Annotated in this window: 14 protein-coding genes; 3 read left to right on the top strand and 11 right to left on the bottom strand. The window is 67.1% G+C overall.

What is annotated here, in order from left to right; genetic code table 11:
- Window positions 1-258 precede the first annotated feature (258 nt).
- The 10 genes from ftsZ to ABZD10_RS02035 all read right to left on the bottom strand — a co-directional run bounded on the left by ftsZ (window position 259) and on the right by ABZD10_RS02035 (window position 11,574).
- The gene (ftsZ, locus tag ABZD10_RS02080) at window positions 259-1,875 is read right to left on the bottom strand and encodes a cell division protein FtsZ (protein WP_372884443.1); all 1,617 of its coding nucleotides are present in this window, start codon (window positions 1,873-1,875) and stop codon (window positions 259-261) included.
- Between the two features lie 352 nt (window positions 1,876-2,227).
- Window positions 2,228-3,562, bottom strand: a complete 1,335-nt coding sequence (gene ftsA, locus ABZD10_RS02075; RefSeq protein ID WP_372884442.1) for a cell division protein FtsA — start codon at window positions 3,560-3,562, stop codon at window positions 2,228-2,230.
- On the bottom strand, window positions 3,559-4,368 hold the full coding sequence (locus ABZD10_RS02070) for a cell division protein FtsQ/DivIB (protein WP_372884450.1): 810 nt from the start codon (window positions 4,366-4,368) through the stop codon (window positions 3,559-3,561). Before ABZD10_RS02070 ends, ftsA begins: the two co-directional genes overlap by 4 nt.
- Window positions 4,369-4,421: 53 nt before the next feature.
- The gene (locus ABZD10_RS02065; RefSeq protein ID WP_372884441.1) at window positions 4,422-5,336 is read right to left on the bottom strand and encodes a D-alanine--D-alanine ligase; all 915 of its coding nucleotides are present in this window, start codon (window positions 5,334-5,336) and stop codon (window positions 4,422-4,424) included.
- 83 nt (window positions 5,337-5,419) lie between these two features.
- The gene (gene murB, locus ABZD10_RS02060) at window positions 5,420-6,346 is read right to left on the bottom strand and encodes a UDP-N-acetylmuramate dehydrogenase (protein ID WP_372884440.1); all 927 of its coding nucleotides are present in this window, start codon (window positions 6,344-6,346) and stop codon (window positions 5,420-5,422) included.
- Between the two features lie 54 nt (window positions 6,347-6,400).
- Complete coding sequence (locus ABZD10_RS02055; protein WP_372884439.1) at window positions 6,401-6,652, bottom strand: DUF2484 family protein; 252 nt, start codon at window positions 6,650-6,652, stop codon at window positions 6,401-6,403.
- Window positions 6,649-7,836, bottom strand: a complete 1,188-nt coding sequence (locus ABZD10_RS02050) for an APC family permease (RefSeq protein WP_372884438.1) — start codon at window positions 7,834-7,836, stop codon at window positions 6,649-6,651. Before ABZD10_RS02050 ends, ABZD10_RS02055 begins: the two co-directional genes overlap by 4 nt.
- Before the next feature lie 67 nt (window positions 7,837-7,903).
- On the bottom strand, window positions 7,904-9,298 hold the full coding sequence (murC, locus tag ABZD10_RS02045; protein ID WP_372884437.1) for a UDP-N-acetylmuramate--L-alanine ligase: 1,395 nt from the start codon (window positions 9,296-9,298) through the stop codon (window positions 7,904-7,906).
- Window positions 9,299-9,310: 12 nt separating this feature from the next.
- A complete protein-coding gene (locus ABZD10_RS02040) occupies window positions 9,311-10,411 on the bottom strand; it encodes a glycosyltransferase (RefSeq protein ID WP_372884436.1) in 1,101 nt (366 codons plus the stop codon).
- Window positions 10,408-11,574 carry a putative peptidoglycan glycosyltransferase FtsW gene (locus ABZD10_RS02035; protein ID WP_372884435.1) on the bottom strand — a complete coding sequence of 389 codons (1,167 nt, stop codon included), beginning with the start codon at window positions 11,572-11,574 and terminating at the stop codon, window positions 10,408-10,410. The genes ABZD10_RS02040 and ABZD10_RS02035 overlap by 4 nt, the downstream gene beginning before the upstream one ends.
- A gap of 311 nt (window positions 11,575-11,885) precedes the next feature.
- Here ABZD10_RS02035 and ABZD10_RS02030 point away from each other — a divergent pair, with 311 nt between their 5' ends.
- On the top strand, window positions 11,886-13,124 hold the full coding sequence (locus tag ABZD10_RS02030) for an aspartate kinase (protein ID WP_372884434.1): 1,239 nt from the start codon (window positions 11,886-11,888) through the stop codon (window positions 13,122-13,124).
- A gap of 190 nt (window positions 13,125-13,314) precedes the next feature.
- A complete protein-coding gene (gene ptsP / locus ABZD10_RS02025; RefSeq protein ID WP_372884433.1) occupies window positions 13,315-15,564 on the top strand; it encodes a phosphoenolpyruvate--protein phosphotransferase in 2,250 nt (749 codons plus the stop codon).
- Window positions 15,565-15,642: 78 nt separating this feature from the next.
- Here ptsP and ABZD10_RS02020 read toward each other — a convergent pair whose 3' ends face one another.
- Window positions 15,643-16,230, bottom strand: coding sequence for a riboflavin synthase (locus tag ABZD10_RS02020; protein ID WP_372884432.1), 588 nt, complete (start codon window positions 16,228-16,230; stop codon window positions 15,643-15,645).
- Between the two features lie 128 nt (window positions 16,231-16,358).
- Here ABZD10_RS02020 and ABZD10_RS02015 point away from each other — a divergent pair.
- Window positions 16,359-17,395 (top strand): capsule biosynthesis protein (locus tag ABZD10_RS02015; RefSeq protein WP_372884431.1); only part of this gene is annotated, 1,037 nt, incomplete at its 3' end.

Genomic DNA, 17,395 nt, shown 5'->3' with positions numbered 1-17,395 from the left:
CCAGACTCAACTCAAAGATTGCAACCTTCGGCAACAGCACCGCCGGCAATAGGCAGTTCACCGCCCAACCCAGCTTAAGACCCTGTTTAAAAACAAAAAAGCCACCTCTCGGGTGGCTGGATTTCTGTAACATATGTTACAAGTTTTAGGCTTTCTGTCCTTTTCCGCGAGTCGCCGCGACCGGGGCACAACCGGCAAAGGCCGGGTCCCGAGGGGACAGCGCCGAACCGGCGCCTGCCCCCGGGGCCTCGGGTGGGCTCAGTTGGCCTGACGTCGCAGGAAGGCCGGGATCTCGATCCGGTCCTGGTCGTCCTCGATCTCGGCCTGGGGCTGCACGGCATGCATGCCGGGCTGCTGGCGCAGCTGCGGCTGGGCGCTGCGGGCCGTCGGTTCGCTGCCGTGACCGGTCATGCGGCCGATCAGCGAGTTCAGCCCGAAACCGCCGCGCTTGACCTCTTCGCTGCGCGCCGGTGCGGCCGGCTGCGGCGCGGCAGACGCCGCCGGTGCCTTGCTGGCGGCGGCCTTCAGCCGTTGCAGCACTTCGGGCGACGGGGTGCCGAGCGGCGGCGCCTTGGGGGCGACAAAGCTTTCGACCTCGTCTTCCTCATAGCTGTCGGCCTGCGGCGGGAAGGCGGCGACGCGCGGCTGATAGGCCGGCGGCGGCAACTCGTCGGCAGCTTCGGCGACCGGCGCCTCTTCGAAGATGTCTTCCATCTGCTCGGTGGCCGCGACGCGTTCGGCATCCATGTCGCCAAACAGCGAAGGCTCGGCGACCTGCCGTTGCATGGTCGCGGCCACGGCCTCTTCGACCGGGGCTTCGGCGACGGTTTCCTCGACCGGCTGCTCCAGCACATGCGGCTCGAGCGGCGCACGCATCGGGCGGCGGGTCGGGATCTCGGCCTGCACGTCCAGCGCGTCGATGCCGGTGGCGACCACCGAAACGCGCATCGCGCCGTCAAGGTTTTCGTCAAGGGTCGAGCCGACGATGATATTGGCGTCGGGGTCGACCTCTTCGCGGATGCGGTTGGCGGCTTCGTCCAACTCGAACAGGGTCAGGTCGTGACCGCCGGTGATGTTGATCAGCACGCCGCGCGCGCCGCGCAGGCTGATCTCGTCCAGAAGCGGGTTGGCAATCGCCTTTTCCGCCGCCTGGATGGCGCGATCCTCGCCGGTCGCCTCGCCGGTGCCCATCATCGCCTTGCCCATCTCGTCCATCACCGCGCGCACGTCGGCGAAGTCGAGGTTGATGAGACCCGGGCGCACCATCAGGTCGGTGACCCCCTTGACGCCCTGATACAGCACGTCGTCGGCCATCGAGAAGGCCTCGGTGAAGGTGGTCTTTTCGGTCGCCAGGCGGAACAGGTTCTGGTTGGGAATGATGATCAGCGTATCGACGACCTTTTGCAGGGCATCGACACCCTCTTCGGCCTGGCGCATGCGCTTGGCGCCTTCGAACTGGAACGGCTTGGTCACAACGCCGACGGTCAGCACGCCGAGTTCACGGGCGGCCTGGGCGATGATCGGCGCCGCTCCGGTGCCGGTGCCGCCGCCCATGCCGGCGGTGATGAAGCACATATGCGCCCCGGCCAGCTGATCGACGATCTGTTCGATGCTTTCTTCGGCCGCAGCCGCGCCGACAGTGGCGCGTGCCCCGGCGCCGAGCCCCTCGGTCACTTTCACGCCAAGCTGGATGCGGCTTTTCGACTTGCTTTGCTGAAGCGCCTGCGCGTCCGTGTTGGCGACCACGAAATCGACGCCGTCCAGCGCCTTTTCGATCATGTTGTTCACCGCGTTGCCACCGGCACCGCCCACGCCAAACACCGAGATACGAGGCTTCAGGTCCGCCTGCTCGGGCATCGTCAGATTGAGAGTCATAATATCCGCCTGTCTGTATTCCTGCCCACCTTGGGCGAGCGCATTTTCTGCCTATTGCCCTTATTATTAGCCGAAGCCCACTGAATCGTCACGAGAAAAAGCGTCTTTACCCACGAAATATGGACAAAAATCCGCCACAATTAGCGGTATCTCGCCAAATTGCGCAGATATTGCGGGCCGGACACCACCCACCACAACACGAAAGGCATCCACCCCGCAGCACGGACCGGAAGAGCCTTCGTCAATTTTACTCGGGACCACTGCTCGGCCCGCCTGTTCCGCCCTGTCGGCGGTTGCTCGCAAGTCTAGGGGATGGCCGGGCAAAGGTCACCCCCAAAATGCCCCTTTCCCCCTACCAGTTGTCGCGGAACCACTTCACCGCCTTGCGCAGCGAGCGCGCCGGGTAGCGCTCGACCGGGAGGTCGAAATCCCACCATTCGTCCTGCGGATGGGTGGCAAACAGGCACATGCCCACGGCGCCGGCAAAACCCGGCCCGGTCGCCGCCTGCGGCAGGCCGTGGACGCGCATCGGGCGCCCCAGCCGCACCTGCTGGCCAAGGATCTTCGAGGCCAGCCCGTCAAGTCCGGGGATCTGGCTGCCGCCGCCGGTCAGCACGATCTGCTGGCTCGGAAGATGCTCGAAGCCGGCCGCGTCGAGACGTTCGCGCACCTCTTCGAGGATTTCCTCGACCCGTGGCCGCATGATGCCGATCAGCTCGGCGCGGCTGACCGTGCGCCGGTCGTGTTCCCAGTCGCCGGTGTCGCCCTCGAGCTCGATCATCTCGCGGTCGTCCATGCCGGTGGCATGCACCCCGCCATAGAAGGTCTTGATGCGCTCGGCGGTCGCCGCCGGCACCTGAAGCCCCATCGAGATGTCGCCGGTCACGTGATCGCCGCCCATGCGCACCGCGTCGGCATAGATCATGTGTTTCTTGATGAAGATCGAGATGCTGGTCGAGCCGCCGCCCATGTCGACACAGGCCGCGCCCAGTTCCTGTTCATCCTCGACCATGGCCGAGAGCCCGGCGACATAGGCCGAAGAGGCGATCCCGGCCAGTTCCAGATCGCAGCGTTTGACGCATTGCGCGAGGTTCTGAACGGCGGTGGCGTCGACGGTCAGCATATGCATGTCGGTGGCCAGCTGCTGGCCCATCTGGCCGCGCGGATCGGACAGGCCCGAGCGGTTGTCGAGGGCAAAATTCACCGGCTGCGCATGCAGCACCTCGCGCCCGGCGCCGTAATCCGGCACCTCGCAGGCGGCCAGCACCCGCGCCACGTCCTGTTCGCTCACGATATGCCCCTCGAGGTCGATCGCCCCGGCCAGCCCGTAAGAGCGCGGCGCCGCGCCCGAGAAACAGGCGATCACGTGATCGACGCGGATATTGGCCATCTTCTGCGCCGCCTGAAGCGCGGTGCGGATCGCACGCTCGGTTTCCTGCATCGCCTCGATCTCGCCGAAACGCACCCCGCGCGAGCGCGTGGTGGCGGCGCCGATCACCCGAAAGCCGCTCTGCCCGGCCATCGGGCCGATGCCCTCGACCTCGGCCAGCTTGTCGGTGCCGTCGAAGCGCAGCACAAGGCAGGCGATCTTGGAACTGCCGACATCCAGCACCGCCACCACGCCGCGCTGCATGGCGGCCTTGCGCATGTTGCGCATGGCGCGCTGTGAATCATATAGCCCGATCATTGCTCTGCCCTTCCAACCTGTATCTGACGTATCTGCCACCATTTCTCGACCGACCGCGCCGCGATCCGGATCGTCGGACGCGCCGCCAGACGCATGTCGACGACCGCGAGATCACGCGCCAGCATGTCCTGCGCCTGACTAAGCGCGATCACCCGCTCCAGCGCCTGCACGGCGCCCGTTTCCGGCAAAAGAATGCGTTGCTGGCGGTCCAGGACCACGTCCCAGCGCCGCTCGCCGATGCGAACCAGGCCGCGCATCCGCCCCGCCAGCGGCCCGGCGGCGGCAAACAGCGCCAGGGCCTCTTTCACCTGTTCCTCGGCCCCGGCCCCCGCCATCAGCGGCAGATCGGGGTGCGCCCTGCGGCTCGCCGCGTTGGCGACCACGAAACCCTCGGCATCGACCAGCGCCAGCCCGCGCCGCGAACGCCACAGGATCACCGGGTCACGCTCGGTCACCGCCACCTGCAGAATGCCGCCCGGCCGGATGCGCACCGCCACCGTCTCGATCGCCGGCAACTCGGCGATCCGCTCCTGGATCTGGCCAAGGTCGAGATCGAACGAGCTGGTCGGAAAGTCGATCGGCACGATCTCGCGGATGTCCTCGGCGATGCTGGTGCCGGCACCGTCGATGGCCATCACGTTGACCATGAACTCGGGCCGGGTCTCGATGCTGGTGCGGATGTCGTAGAAGGCCATCACCAGCCGGTCGCGGCGATCCTGATCGGACAACCAGATGCCGGCGACGGCGAACATCACGATGAAGGGCAGGAACACCCGCAGGAACAGGCGGAAGAAGGGCGTCAGCATCAGGCGCTGGTAGCGCCAGGCCCAGACCGAGGGCGCGGGATCGCTTCTGCCCTTCACCTGTTGCACGAGGCATCCTCCACCATCCAGGCGCAGAACTCGGCAAAGGAAATGCCCAGATGCGCCGCCTGTTCAGGCGCCAGCGAGGTCGGCGTCATGCCCGGCTGGGTATTGGTCTCGAGCAGGATCAGCCCGTCGCGCCCGCGCGCCTCGTCCCAGCGGAAATCGGTGCGGCTGACACCGCGACAACCGAGAGCGCGATGCGCGCGCAGGGCGTAATCAAGACAGGCTTCGGTGATCTCCTGCGGTATCTCGGCCGGGATCACGTGGCGCGAGCCGCCTTCCTTGTACTTGGCGTCGTAGTCGTACCAGCCGTCGGTGAGGATGTCGGTCACCCCGAGGGCGCGCTCGCCCATGACCGTGGTGGTCAGCTCGCGCCCCGGCGCATAGGTCTCGACCATCACCCGGTCGGGCATGTCACTTGACAGCTGCGGCGGGCCGTTGCTGGCCTCGTGAACGATATAGATGCCGACCGAAGAGCCTTCGTTGTTGGGCTTGACCACATAGGGCGGCGCCATCACGTGCCGCGCCCGCGCCTCGTCCCGGTCGCAGATGACACTGTCGACCACCGGCAGCCCGGCGGCGCGGTAGACATCCTTGGAACGCTGCTTGTCCATCGCCAGCGCCGAGGCCAGAACCCCGGAATGGGTATAGGGCAGAGCCAGCCATTCAAGGATGCCCTGCACGCAGCCGTCCTCGCCCCAGCGCCCATGGAGGGCGTTGAACACCACGTCCGGCCTGACCTGTTGCAACAGGGCCACGAGATCGATGCCCGCATCGATCTCGACCACTTCGAATCCACTATCCCGCAGCGCGGCCGCGCATTCCCGCCCGGATGTCAGCGACACCTCGCGCTCGGCCGAGGGGCCGCCCATCAATACCGCGACTTTGGGGTTTGCCCTGCTCGACATACCCACCTTGCCTCAATGTCCCGGACCTTAAGGTCCTGTTTTGTCTGTATTTTCCGGGCCAGTTCTTGCCTGCGGCCCGAATGCTATCGCGCGCCCGGTTCACCGATGCGCTTGATCTCCCATTCTAGCTCTATTCCGCTGTTTTGGAAAACCCTTTTTCTGACCTCTTCGCCAAGATTTTCCAGATCCGCGGCGCTGGCGCCGCCGGTGTTGATCAGGAAATTCGAGTGTTTCTCGCTCATCTGCGCGCCGCCGATCCGGGCCCCGCGCATGCCGGCGTCGTCGATCAGCTTCCAGGCCTTGAGGTCGTGCACGTCGTCCTCGCGCCCGGTGCTGGAAAAACCGGCCGGGTTGCGAAAGGTGCTGCCCGCCGAGCGGTCCTTGGTCGGCTGGGTGGCATCGCGCCGCGCCAGCTGCGCCTCCATCCGGGCCGCCAGCGCCTCGGGCTCGCCGCGCGGGGCCTCGAAGGTGGCCTCGACGATGACCCAGCCCTCGGGCAGGTCGCTCTCGCGGTAGCGAAAGGCAAGCTCTTCGGCGCTCAGCGTCACCAGCGCGCCCTGCCGCGTCACGGCGCGGGCCGAGACGAAGACATCGGCGACATAGGTGCCGTAACAGCCGGCATTCATCCGCACCGCGCCGCCGATGGCGCCGGGAATGGTGCGCAGGAAGGTCAGGTCCAGCCCCGCCGCCGCCGCCCTGCGCGCCACATGGGCGTCCAGCGCCGCGACCCCGGCCGTGACCCGGGTGCCGTCGATCTCGATGCCGTTGAAGCCGCGCCCCATGCGGATCACCACCGCCCGCAGCCCGCCGTCGCGCACGATCAGGTTCGACCCCACCCCCATGGGAAAGACCGCCACATCCGGGTCCAGCGCCTTCAGGAAGGCCGCCAGATCGGCGATGTCGGCAGGCTGGAACAGCCAGTCGGCCGGGCCGCCGACGCGCAGCCAGGTCAGATCGGCCAGCGCCCTGTGCGGGGTCAGCGCGCCGCGGGTGTCGGGCATCTGTGTCATGTCGCTCTCCTTGCCAGCGGGGTTTAGCGGCTGGCCGCCCCGAAAGGCAAGCACTCAGCCGCGCGACAGGCGCCGCCGCAGCCACCGGGCGGCATGGATCAGCGGCCAGCGCAGCACCGACAGCGCTGCCAGCAGGACCGCCAGCGTCACCCAGAGACCGTTCTGCCAGTACAGCCAGACCAGCAGCGGCAGCCCGATCGCGATCATCGCATAGGCAAAGCGCCAGTGATGGTCGCGGCTGGGCCACATGGCGCGCAGGTTGGCCACCACCAGCCACACGAGCGCCAGGATCAGCGAGCCGCTCATGACGCCGCGAAAAGATTGGCCGCCAGCGCCCCGGCCGACAGCACCAGCCCGCAGACCGGCACCGCCATCGGCACCCGGAACGGCGCCGCCGGGGCGCGGCGCTTGAGCAGGATCAGCGCCAGGTTGATGACCACGAAGACCCCGAGCAAGGTCGACGAGGTGGCCTCGGCCAGCACCCCGACATCCAGCAGCAGGGCACCAAGGATCACCCCCGCCCCGATCAGCAGGCTGACCAGCACCGGGGTGGCGAAACGCGGGTGGGCGTGATGGAACAGCGCCAGCGCCGGGCTGCGCTTGCCAAGACCGAACAGCACCCGGCTGGCCATCACGATCTGCGCCAGCACCCCGTTCATCGCGGCAAAGACCGCGATCGCGGACAGGAACCGCCCCTCGCCGCCCGCCCCGGCCTGCCAGACAAGGGCCAGCGGCTTTTCACTGCCCGACAGGGTCGCCAGCGGCACCGCGCGCACCGTGGCCCAGGCGACCAGCGTATAGATCAGCGTGGTCAGCACCAGCGACAGGATGATCGCCAGCGGCAGGTTGCGCTCGGGCCGGGCCACCTCTTCGGCCATGTTGACGATATCCTCGAAACCGATGAAGGCGAAGAAGGCCAGCACCGCGCCGGCGCCGATTGCCGGCCAGAGCGGCACCGGCAGCGCCTGCGTGACGGTCACGGGCGGCGCATTGGCCCCGGCCCAGACCACCAGCGCCAGCCCGAGCAGCTCGACCGCCGTGAACAGCGCCGCCAGCGACAGGCTTTCCATCACCCCGATCACCGCCACCACGGTCAGCGCCCCGCCAATGGCCAGGATCGCCAGCGTGCGCGGCAGATCGACCACCGCCAGCAGATAGCCCACGCCGCCACGCAGCACGGCGGCGGCCGAGATCATGCCCACCGCCACGATGGCCAGCCCCATCAGCAGCGCCAGCACCTCGGAGCGCATGGCGGTGCCGACATAGGCGGCCTCGCCCGCCGCCTCGGGAATGCGGGTGGAAAACTCGGCATAGCTCAGCGCCGTCGGCGCCGCGATCGCCCCGGCCAGCAGAAAGGAGACCGGCGCCCAGAGCCCGGCCTGTCCGGCCACCGCCCCGACCAGAACGTAGATCCCGGCCCCGACCATGACCCCGACGCCATAGGCGGTCAGAAGCCCCAGTCCGATCCGTCGTTTCAACTGTTCCGCCATCATCGCCTCCTCGGCGATCCCGGCCGCAAGAGGTCGCCCGGGCGGAATTTTCTAGAAAATTTCCCGCCTAGGTCAAGCGCTGCGCGAGATTGTTGGCCCAGACGCTGATCGTGCCGGCCCCCAGACAGACCACGATATCGCCCGGTTTCGCCTCGGCGCGCACCAGCGCCTCAAGGTCTTCTTCGCTGGTCACGGCGCTGGCGTGGCGATGGCCATGCGCCACCAGCCCGGCCACCAGATCGTCACGCGAAGCGCCCTCGATCGGCGCCTCTCCGGCGGCGAAGACCTCGGCGATGCCGACCACGTCGGCCTCGTTGAAACAGGCGCAGAAATCCTCGAAAAGCGAGGCCAGCCGGGTATAGCGGTGCGGCTGGTGCACCGCGATCACCCGCCCGTCGCAGGCCTGGCGCGCCGCCTTCAGCACGGCGGCGATCTCGACCGGGTGATGACCATAGTCGTCGATGATCGGAATTCCCTGCCATTCGCCGACCTTGGTAAAGCGCCGGTTGACGCCGCCAAAGGCGGCCAGCGCCTCGCGGATCTCGTCGCCGGTCATGCCGAGGTGCCGCGCCACCGCCACTGCGCTCAGGGCGTTGGAGACATTGTGATCGCCCGGCATCGGCAGGCTGCAACCGTCGATCCGGCCACCCTCGGCCTGCAGCAGGATGTCGAAATGCGCCACCCCGGCGCGATAGCTCAGGTTCACCGCCCGCACGTCGGCCTGGGCGTTGAAGCCGAAGGTCACCACCCGCCGGTCGGTGATCCTGCCGACCAGGGTCTGGACGTCGGGGTCGTCGGTGCAGCACACCGCCAGCCCGTAGAAGGGAATGTTCGAAACGAACTCGAGAAAGCCGCGATGCAGGTTCTCCTCGGTGCCCCAGTGCTCCATGTGTTCGGGGTCGATATTGGTGACGATGGCGATCGTTGCCGGCAGGCGGTTGAAGGTGCCGTCGCTCTCGTCGGCCTCGACCACCATCCATTCGCCGTCGCCGACCCGGGCGTTCGAGCCATAGGCATGGATGATGCCGCCGTTGATCACCGTGGGGTCAAAACGGCCGTGGTCCAGCAGCGCCGCCACCATGGTCGTGGTGGTGGTCTTGCCATGGGTGCCGGCCACCGCGATGTTCGACTTCAGCCGCATCAGCTCGGCCAGCATCTCGGCCCGGCGCACCACCGGCAGGCCGCGCCGCCGGGCCTCGTCCAGTTCGGGGTTGCCCGGCTTGATGGCGCTCGAGATCACCACCACCTCGGCATGGTCGAGGTTCTCGGCCTTCTGCCCGACGAAGAGATGCGCGCCGCGCTCGACCAGCCGATCGGTGATCTTCGAGGTCTTGAGGTCGGATCCCTGCACCACGTAACCGTGGTTGAGCAGCACCTCGGCGATGCCCGACATGCCGATGCCGCCGATGCCGACAAAATGGATCGGGCCCACGTCTCCGGGCAGTTTGGTCGCAGCGCTCATCGCATCCCTTCCTTACATCTCTTCCTTGCTGGCCAGCATTTCCACCAATGCCACCAGGTTGTCCGTCGCCTCGGGCCGCCCCACCGACAGCGCCGCCTGCGCCATGCGGCTGGCGCCCTCGGGGTCGCCGAGCACCATGGCGATCTGTTCGCCCAGGCTCTCGACGGTCAGCCGTCGTTCGGGGATCAGCACCGCCGCTCCGGCATCGACCAGCCCGCGCGCATTGGCGGTCTGGTGATCCGCCGTCGCCGCCGCGAAGGGGATCAGGATCGAGGGGCGGCCGATGACGCTGATATCGGCAACGCTCGAGGCCCCCGAGCGCGAGATCACCAGCTGCGCCTCGCTGAGGCGGCGCGGCACGTCCTGGAAAAAGCTCTGCACGTCGGCGGCGATCCCGGCCTCGGCATAATAGGTCGCCACCCGCTCCAGATCCTCGTCGCGCGCCTGGTGGCTGACCCGGACATTGCGCAGGATCTCGGCCGGCAGCCCGGCGATCGCCGCCGGCACCGTGTCGCTCAGGATCCGCGCCCCCTGGCTGCCGCCGATCACCAGCACCGACATCGGGTAGTCGCCGGGGGCGATATAGCCGGCCCCGGCGCGTTCCAGCACCGCCGCGCGCACCGGGTTGCCGGTATGCATCGCCTCGACCCCCTCGGGCAGCGCCGTCGGCCAGGTGCCGCAGGCGACCATGTCGACGCGCGGCGCGAAATGGGTGTTGACCCGGCCCAGCACCCCGTTCTGCTCCTGGATCATCCGCGGCAGGCCCATCACCCAGGCCGCGGCCATCGCCGGAATGCTCGGATAGCCGCCGAAACCGACCACCACCTCGGGGCGCTCGCGGCGGAATTTCACCATCGTCGCCACCACCCCGCCGAGAATGCGGAAGGGCACCGCCAGCCGCGCCAGGGCACCGCCCCGGGCAAAGGTGGCGCTCGACACCTGGTCGATCTCGACCGAATGCGGGAAACCGCCGGTATAGCGGGCGCCGCGCGCATCGGTGGTCAGGCGCACCCGCCAGCCCTTGCGCAGCATCACCTCGGCCAGCGCCTGCGCCGGGAACATGTGGCCGCCGGTTCCGCCCGCCGCGATCACCAGCAATGGCTTTGGTCTCATCTCATGTGTCCCCGAAGAATCTCGCCGATCTCGCCCTGCGGGCGCGAGCGGGTAAACGCCAAAAGCATGCCGACTGCAATACCCCCGGCGATCAGCGAAGAGCCGCCATAGCTGACGAAGGGCAGCGTCATGCCCTTGGAGGGCAAGAGCCGCACCGCCACCCCCATGTTGACCATCGCCTGAACGCCGAACATCGCCGCCAGCCCGGTGCCGGCGAGGCGGATGAAGGGATTGCGCTCGCGCATCAGGCGGAAAAAGCTGCGCACCACCACGCTGGCGTAAAGCGCGATCACCACCAGCACCAGGATCAGCCCGTATTCCTCGGCCGCCACGGCGATGATGAAATCCGTATGCGCGTCGGGCAGCGACCACTTGACCTGCCCCTCGCCGACGCCGACGCCGTAGAGCCCGCCCTCGCGGATCGCGTTGGTGGCATAGCCGATCTGCGTCGTCGGATCGACCGAACGGTCGAGAAAACCGTCGATGCGGCGCGCGAAATGCTCGGAATTGACATAGGCGATGCGCGCCGCCGGATAGATCGACAGGATGATCGCCCCGATCAGCGTCATCGGCGCCCCCGAGACGAAATACATCACCCCCCAGCCGAACAGGATCAGGCTCGCCTGGCCGAAATCGGGCTGCATCGCCAGCATCAGCACGATGGTCACCATCAACAGGAACGACCACAGCCGCCCCGGCGGGCCGTTGATTTCCTCGTTGGCCGCCATCAGCCAGGCGGCGACGATCACGAAGGCCGGCTTGAGAAACTCCGAGGGCTGCAGGCTGGCAAAGCCAAGGCTGTACCAGCGCACCGCGCCCTTGCCGAAATCGGTGCCCAGCACCGGCAGCAGGGCCATGGCCACGAAGGCAACGACGAACCCCAGCGTCGCCAGACGCCGCACCAGCACCGGGCTCATCATCGATGTCAGCAGCATCGCCACCAGCGCCGCACCGCCGAAAACCACCTGTTTCTGCACGTAGTGAAAGGGGGCGAAACCGTTCTTGGCCGCCAGCGGCGGCGAGGCCGCCATGCCCAGAAGAAGACCGATGCCGAAAAGCATCAAAACCGCCGCCATGGACCATTTGTCCACCGTGCGCCACCACTTGGGAAGAACCGGCTCGCCGCCCCTGACGGGAAGCGTGCCATAGACCATCTCTGTCATCGGATATCCGCCGATCTGCCTCGTTTCACGCCCGGTTTTCCGGGTCTGTGGCACGATCCTACCACGCGCGGCCGACCTTGCAAAGCGCCACCTCGGCGCCAGCAGCATTCCGCCCGCCGCTTTCTCTTGCCCGAAATATCCCGGGGTGAATGAGCGCCGGCGGCGCTCAGAGGGGCAGCGCCCCTGCCCCGCGACACCGTCGCGCCGCGCGTCGTTTTTTTGTCGCATATGCCCGGCGAAGCGGCCGCCGCGCTTGCATGACCGGCCCGGGCCGCGTAAACCGCCCGGCGAACCAAGCGCAAGGAAGACCCATGCCCGTTCTCGTGATGAAATTCGGCGGCACCTCGGTCGCCAATCTCGACCGCATCAAACGTGCCGCCAAGCGGATCGGCGTCGAAGTGGCCAAGGGCTACGACGTCATCGTCATCGTCTCGGCGATGTCCGGCAAGACCAATGAGCTGGTGGGATGGGTCGACGAAACCTCGCCGCTCTACGATGCCCGCGAATTCGACGCCGTGGTCTCCTCGGGCGAGAATGTCACCGCCGGCCTGATGGCGCTGACGTTGCAGGAAATGGACGTGCCGGCGCGCAGCTGGCAGGGCTGGCAGGTGCCGGTGAAGACCACCAGCGCCCATGCCTCGGCGCGGATCGAGGAGATCCCCACCGACAATATCATGGCCAAGTTCGGCGAGGGCATGCGCGTCGCCGTCGTCGCCGGCTTCCAGGGCATCAGCCCCGAGGGCCGCATCACCACCCTCGGCCGGGGCGGGTCGGACACCACGGCGGTGGCCTTTGCCGCCGCCTTCGGCGCCGAGCGCTGCGACATCTACACCGATGTCGACGGCGTCTACACCACCGACCCGCGGGTCTCGCCCAAGGCACGCAAGCTGGAAAAGATCGCCTTCGAGGAAATGCTGGAACTGGCCTCGCTCGGGGCCAAGGTATTGCAGACCCGTTCCGTCGAACTGGCAATGCGCTATAAAGTGAAACTGCGGGTGCTGAGCTCGTTCGAAGAACAATCCGATGAGGCAGGCACCCTGGTCTGCGATGAGGAGGAAATCATGGAATCCAACGTAGTTGCCGGAGTCGCCTTCAGCCGCGACGAAGCCAAAATGACCCTCATCTCGGTCGCCGACCGTCCGGGCATCGCCTCGGTGATCTTCGGCTGCCTCAGCGATGCCGGGGTCAATGTCGACATGATCGTGCAGAACATCTCGGAAGAGGGCCGCACCGACATGACCTACAGCCTGCCCACCGATCAGGTCAAACGCGCCGAGAAGGCGCTGGCCGAACTCAAGGCCTCGGGCGGTCTCAACTTCAGCGACCTCGACATCGACACCGAGGTCGCCAAGGTCTCGGTCGTCGGCATCGGCATGCGCTCGCAATCGGGCGTCGCCGCCAAGATGTTCAAGGTGCTCTCCGACGAGGGCATCAACATCCGCGTCATCACCACCTCGGAAATCAAGATCTCGGTGCTGATCGACCGCAAATACGTCGAGCTTGCCGTGCAGGCGCTGCACGACGCCTTCGAGCTCGAAAAAGCCGCCTGAAACCGGCCCCGCGCGCGACGGCCGGGCCGGCCCGTCGCGGGCCGGAGCAAAGCGACCATGCCCGGCGGCACCGGACCGGCGCCGCGCCGCGCGCCGGCGGTCTTCGCGCGGAGTGAAAAACGCGTTCCTATCGCGCGTCGTATGTGGTCTATTCGGACGAAAACACAACCAGCCGGGGAAATGCGTGGATATGTCCGAACGCACTCAATCTGAAAGCCGCAAGCTGCTGGGCCGGTTGCGCGACGCATTGGCCGAAGAGGCCGCCGGCCAGGCGCGGCTTGACAAGGTGACGCATCTGATCGCCTCGTCCATGGGCGCCGAAGTGTGCTCGATCTACCTGTTCCGCGACCAGGAAACGCTCGAGCTCTGCGCCACCGAGGGGCTCAACCCGGACGCGGTGCACCAGACCCGGCTGCGGATCGGCGAGGGGCTGGTGGGCCGGGTCGCGCGCACCTCGCGCATCGTCAACACCGCCAATGCCCCTTCGGAAAAGGGGTTCCGCTACATGCCGGAGACCGGCGAGGAAATCTATTCCTCCTTCTGCGGCATTCCGATCCAGCGCCTCGGCGAGAATCTCGGCGTGCTGGTGGTGCAGTCCAAAGAGGCGCGCGATTTCCTTGCCGACGAGATCTATGCGCTGGAAGTGGTCGCCATGGTGCTGGCCGAGATGACCGAGCTCGGCGCCTTTGTCGGCGACAATGCCGCGATGGGCGCGCGCCATCAGCAACATGTCATGTTCAAGGGCAGCTGCGCCCAGGAAGGCGCCGCCGAGGGCCATGTCTGGCTGCACGAGCCGCGGGTGGTGGTCACCAACCCGATCGCCGAGGACCCCGAGGTCGAGCTGGGGCGCCTGCATGACGCGGTCGATCATCTGCGGGTCGGGGTCGACAAGATGCTCGACGGCGCCGCCGGCGGCGACAAGGAGCAGATGCAGGTTCTCGAGGCCTACCGGATGTTTGCCAATTCCAAGGGCTGGATGCGGCGCATGGAGCAGGATATCTCGCAGGGCCTGTCGGCCGAGGCCGCCGTCGAGAAGGAACAGAACACCGCGCGCACCCGCATGGAGCAGGTCACCGATGCCTACCTGCGCGAGCGGCTGCACGATCTTGACGACCTGTCGAACCGCCTGTTGCGCATCCTCACCGGACAGGGCGCCGAGACCGGCGCCGAGATGCCCGCCGACCCGATCCTGATCGCGCGCAACATCGGCCCTGCCGAGCTGCTGGAATACGGCCGCAACCTGCGCGGCATCGTGCTTGAAGAGGGCTCGGTCGGCAGCCACGCCGCGATCGTCGCCCGGGCGCTGGCGATCCCGCTGGTGATCCACGCCGAGCGCATCACCACCGAGGCGCTGAACAACGATCACATCCTCGTCGACGGCGAGGCCGGCTCGGTGCACCTGCGCCCCGACGACAACGTCGTCACCGCCTTCCGCGACAAGATGGCGATGCAGGCCCAGGCGCAGCAGCGCTATGCCTCGATCCGCGACAAGCCGGCGACCACGCTGGACGGCGTCACCATCGGCATGCAGATGAACGCCGGTCTGATGGCCGACCTGCCGAGCCTCGACAGTTCTGGGGCCGAAAGCGTCGGCCTGTTCCGCACCGAATTGCAGTTCCTGATCCGCAACCAGATGCCGAAACGCACCGAACTGGCGGCGCTTTATTCCAGCGTCATCGACTCGGCCCGCGGCAAGCGGGTGGTCTTCCGCACCCTCGACATCGGGTCGGACAAGGTCCTGCCCTACATGACACCGCAGGACGAACCCAACCCGGCGCTGGGATGGCGCGCGATCCGGGTCGGGCTCGACAAGCCCGGCGTCATGCGCATGCAGCTGCAGGCGCTGCTGCGGGCCGCCAATGGCCGGCCGCTGGCGGTGATGTTCCCCTTCGTCGCCCAGTACGAGGAATACCGCGCCGCGCTGAAGGAAATGGAAAAGGCCAAGGAACGCGAGCGCGTGCTCGGCCATCCGCTGCCCGAAACGCTCGACATCGGCGCCATGCTCGAGACCCCGTCGCTGGCCTTCGCGCCGCAGCGCTTCTTCGAAGAGGTGGGCTTCCTGTCGATCGGCGGCAACGACCTCAAGCAGTTCTTCTTTGCCGCCGACCGCGAGAACGAACGGGTGCGGCGGCGCTATGACACGCTCAACGTCAGTTTTCTCAGCTTCATCGAAGGCATCGTCAACCGCTGCAACAGCACCACGTCCAAGACCCCGCTGAGCTTCTGCGGCGAGGACGCCGGCCGCCCGATCGAGGCGATCTGCCTCGCGGCGATGGGGCTGCGCTCGCTGTCGATGCGCCCGGCCTCGATCGGCCCGGTGAAAAGCCTCTTGCGGCGCACCCATCTCGGCGAATTGCGCCAGGTGATCGTCGATGCACGCGAGCGCGGCGACCAGTCGGTGCGCCCGGCGGTGATGGAATATCTGCGCGGCAAGGGCTGAAACCCGCGCCCCGGCGCGCGGAGGCCCGCCGGACGCCACCGGAAAGCTTCTGCAAAGCTTCTGCGGGCGGGCGCGCGATCAGCTCATTTCGGACAGGCGCGCGACATAGCGCGCCAGGGTGTCGATCTCGAGGTTGATCCGCTGCCCCACCGCCGCATCGCCCCAGGTGGTGGCCTGTTTGGTGTGGGGGATGAAATTGATCCCGAAATCGCAGCCGTCGACCTCGTTCACCGTCAGCGAGGTGCCATTCAGCGCCACCGAGCCCTTGGGGGCGATGAACCGCGCCAGATCGGCCGGCGCGCGCAGCGTCACCCGGGTCGAGTCGCCCTCGTCGACCATGGCGATGATCTCGGCCACCCCGTCGACATGCCCCGACACGATATGGCCACCAAGCTCGTCGCCGACCTTCAGCGCCCGCTCGAGGTTGACGCGGCTGCCGACCTGCCAGTCGCCGAGATTGGTCTTGGACACGGTTTCGGCGCTGATCTCGACATCGTACCAGTCCGCGCCCAGTTCGATCACCGTCAGGCAGACACCGTCATTGGCGATCGACGCCCCGAGGTCGATGCCGGCCGTGTCATAGCCGGTGGCGATACGCGCCCTGAGATCGCCGCGCCTTTCCAGCTCGCGCACGGTTCCGATGTCGGTGATGATGCCTGTGAACATGGGCCAATCCTTCGGCTGGTCGCTTTGCCAAAGACCTACCCCGCGCGCCCGGCCTGCGCAAGCCGCCTTACTTTGGCCGGGATTATTGGCTAAGGTGGCGCCAAGAACTTGAGGAAAAGTCAGGTCACATGGACAGTACGAGCAGCAACAACCGGGTATTCTTGTTCCTGCAGGGCCCGCACGGGCCGTTTTTCCACGTTCTGGGCAAGATGCTGCGCCGCTCGGGGGCGACGGTGTGGCGGGTCGGCTTCAATGCCGGCGATGCCGCCTTCTGGCCCGACCGTGCCTCGTTCATCGCCTACCGCGACTGCCCCGACCACTGGCCGGCGCATTTCGACCGCATCTGCGAAGAGAAATCGGTGACCGACATCGTGCTTTACGGCGACGTGCGCCCGGCCCACGCCGGGGCCATCCGGCGCGCCAAAGCCGCCGGGCTTCGGGTGCATGTCTTCGAAGAAGGCTATCTGCGGCCCTTCTGGGTCACCTACGAGCGCGACGGTTCGAACGGCCATTCGCGGCTGATGCAGATGAGCATTGCCGACATGGAGCAGGCGCTGGCCGGCACCGACATCGACACGCCGCTGCCGCCGGCCCATTGGGGCGACATGCGCCAGCACGTGTTCTATGGCGCGCTCTACCACTGGTTCGTGATGTTCCGGAACGGCCGCTTCCCGCATTTTAGGCCCCACCGCGCCCTGCCGGTGACCCGCGAATTCCAGCTCTACCTGAAACGCCTGCTGCTGATGCCGGCGCTGGCGCTGGAACGCAAGATGGCGACCCTGCGGATCAAATACGGCGGCTTTCCCTATCATTTGACCCTGTTGCAGCTCGAGCATGACAGCTCGTTCCAGGAACATTCTCCGTTTTCCTCGATGACCGAGTTTCTCGAACTGGTGATCGCCGAGTTCGCCCGCGGCGCGCCGCCCCACCATCATCTGGTGTTCAAGGCCCACCCGCTGGAGGACGGGCGCGCGCCGCTGCGGCAGACCCTGAACAGGCTGGCCGCCGAACACGGGCTGGGCGAGCGGGTGCATTTCGTGCGCGGCGGCAAGCTGGCGCAGCTCTTGAACGAGGCGCGCAGCGCCGTCACCGTCAATTCCACCGCCGCCCAGCAGGTGCTGTGGCGCGGCATTCCGCTGCGCATCTTCGGCAGGGCGGTCTATGA

The sequence above is a fragment of the Shimia sp. genome, assembly GCF_041624275.1.
GTDB lineage: Bacteria > Pseudomonadota > Alphaproteobacteria > Rhodobacterales > Rhodobacteraceae > Shimia.
This window is presented reverse-complemented; position numbering and strand designations above follow the sequence as displayed.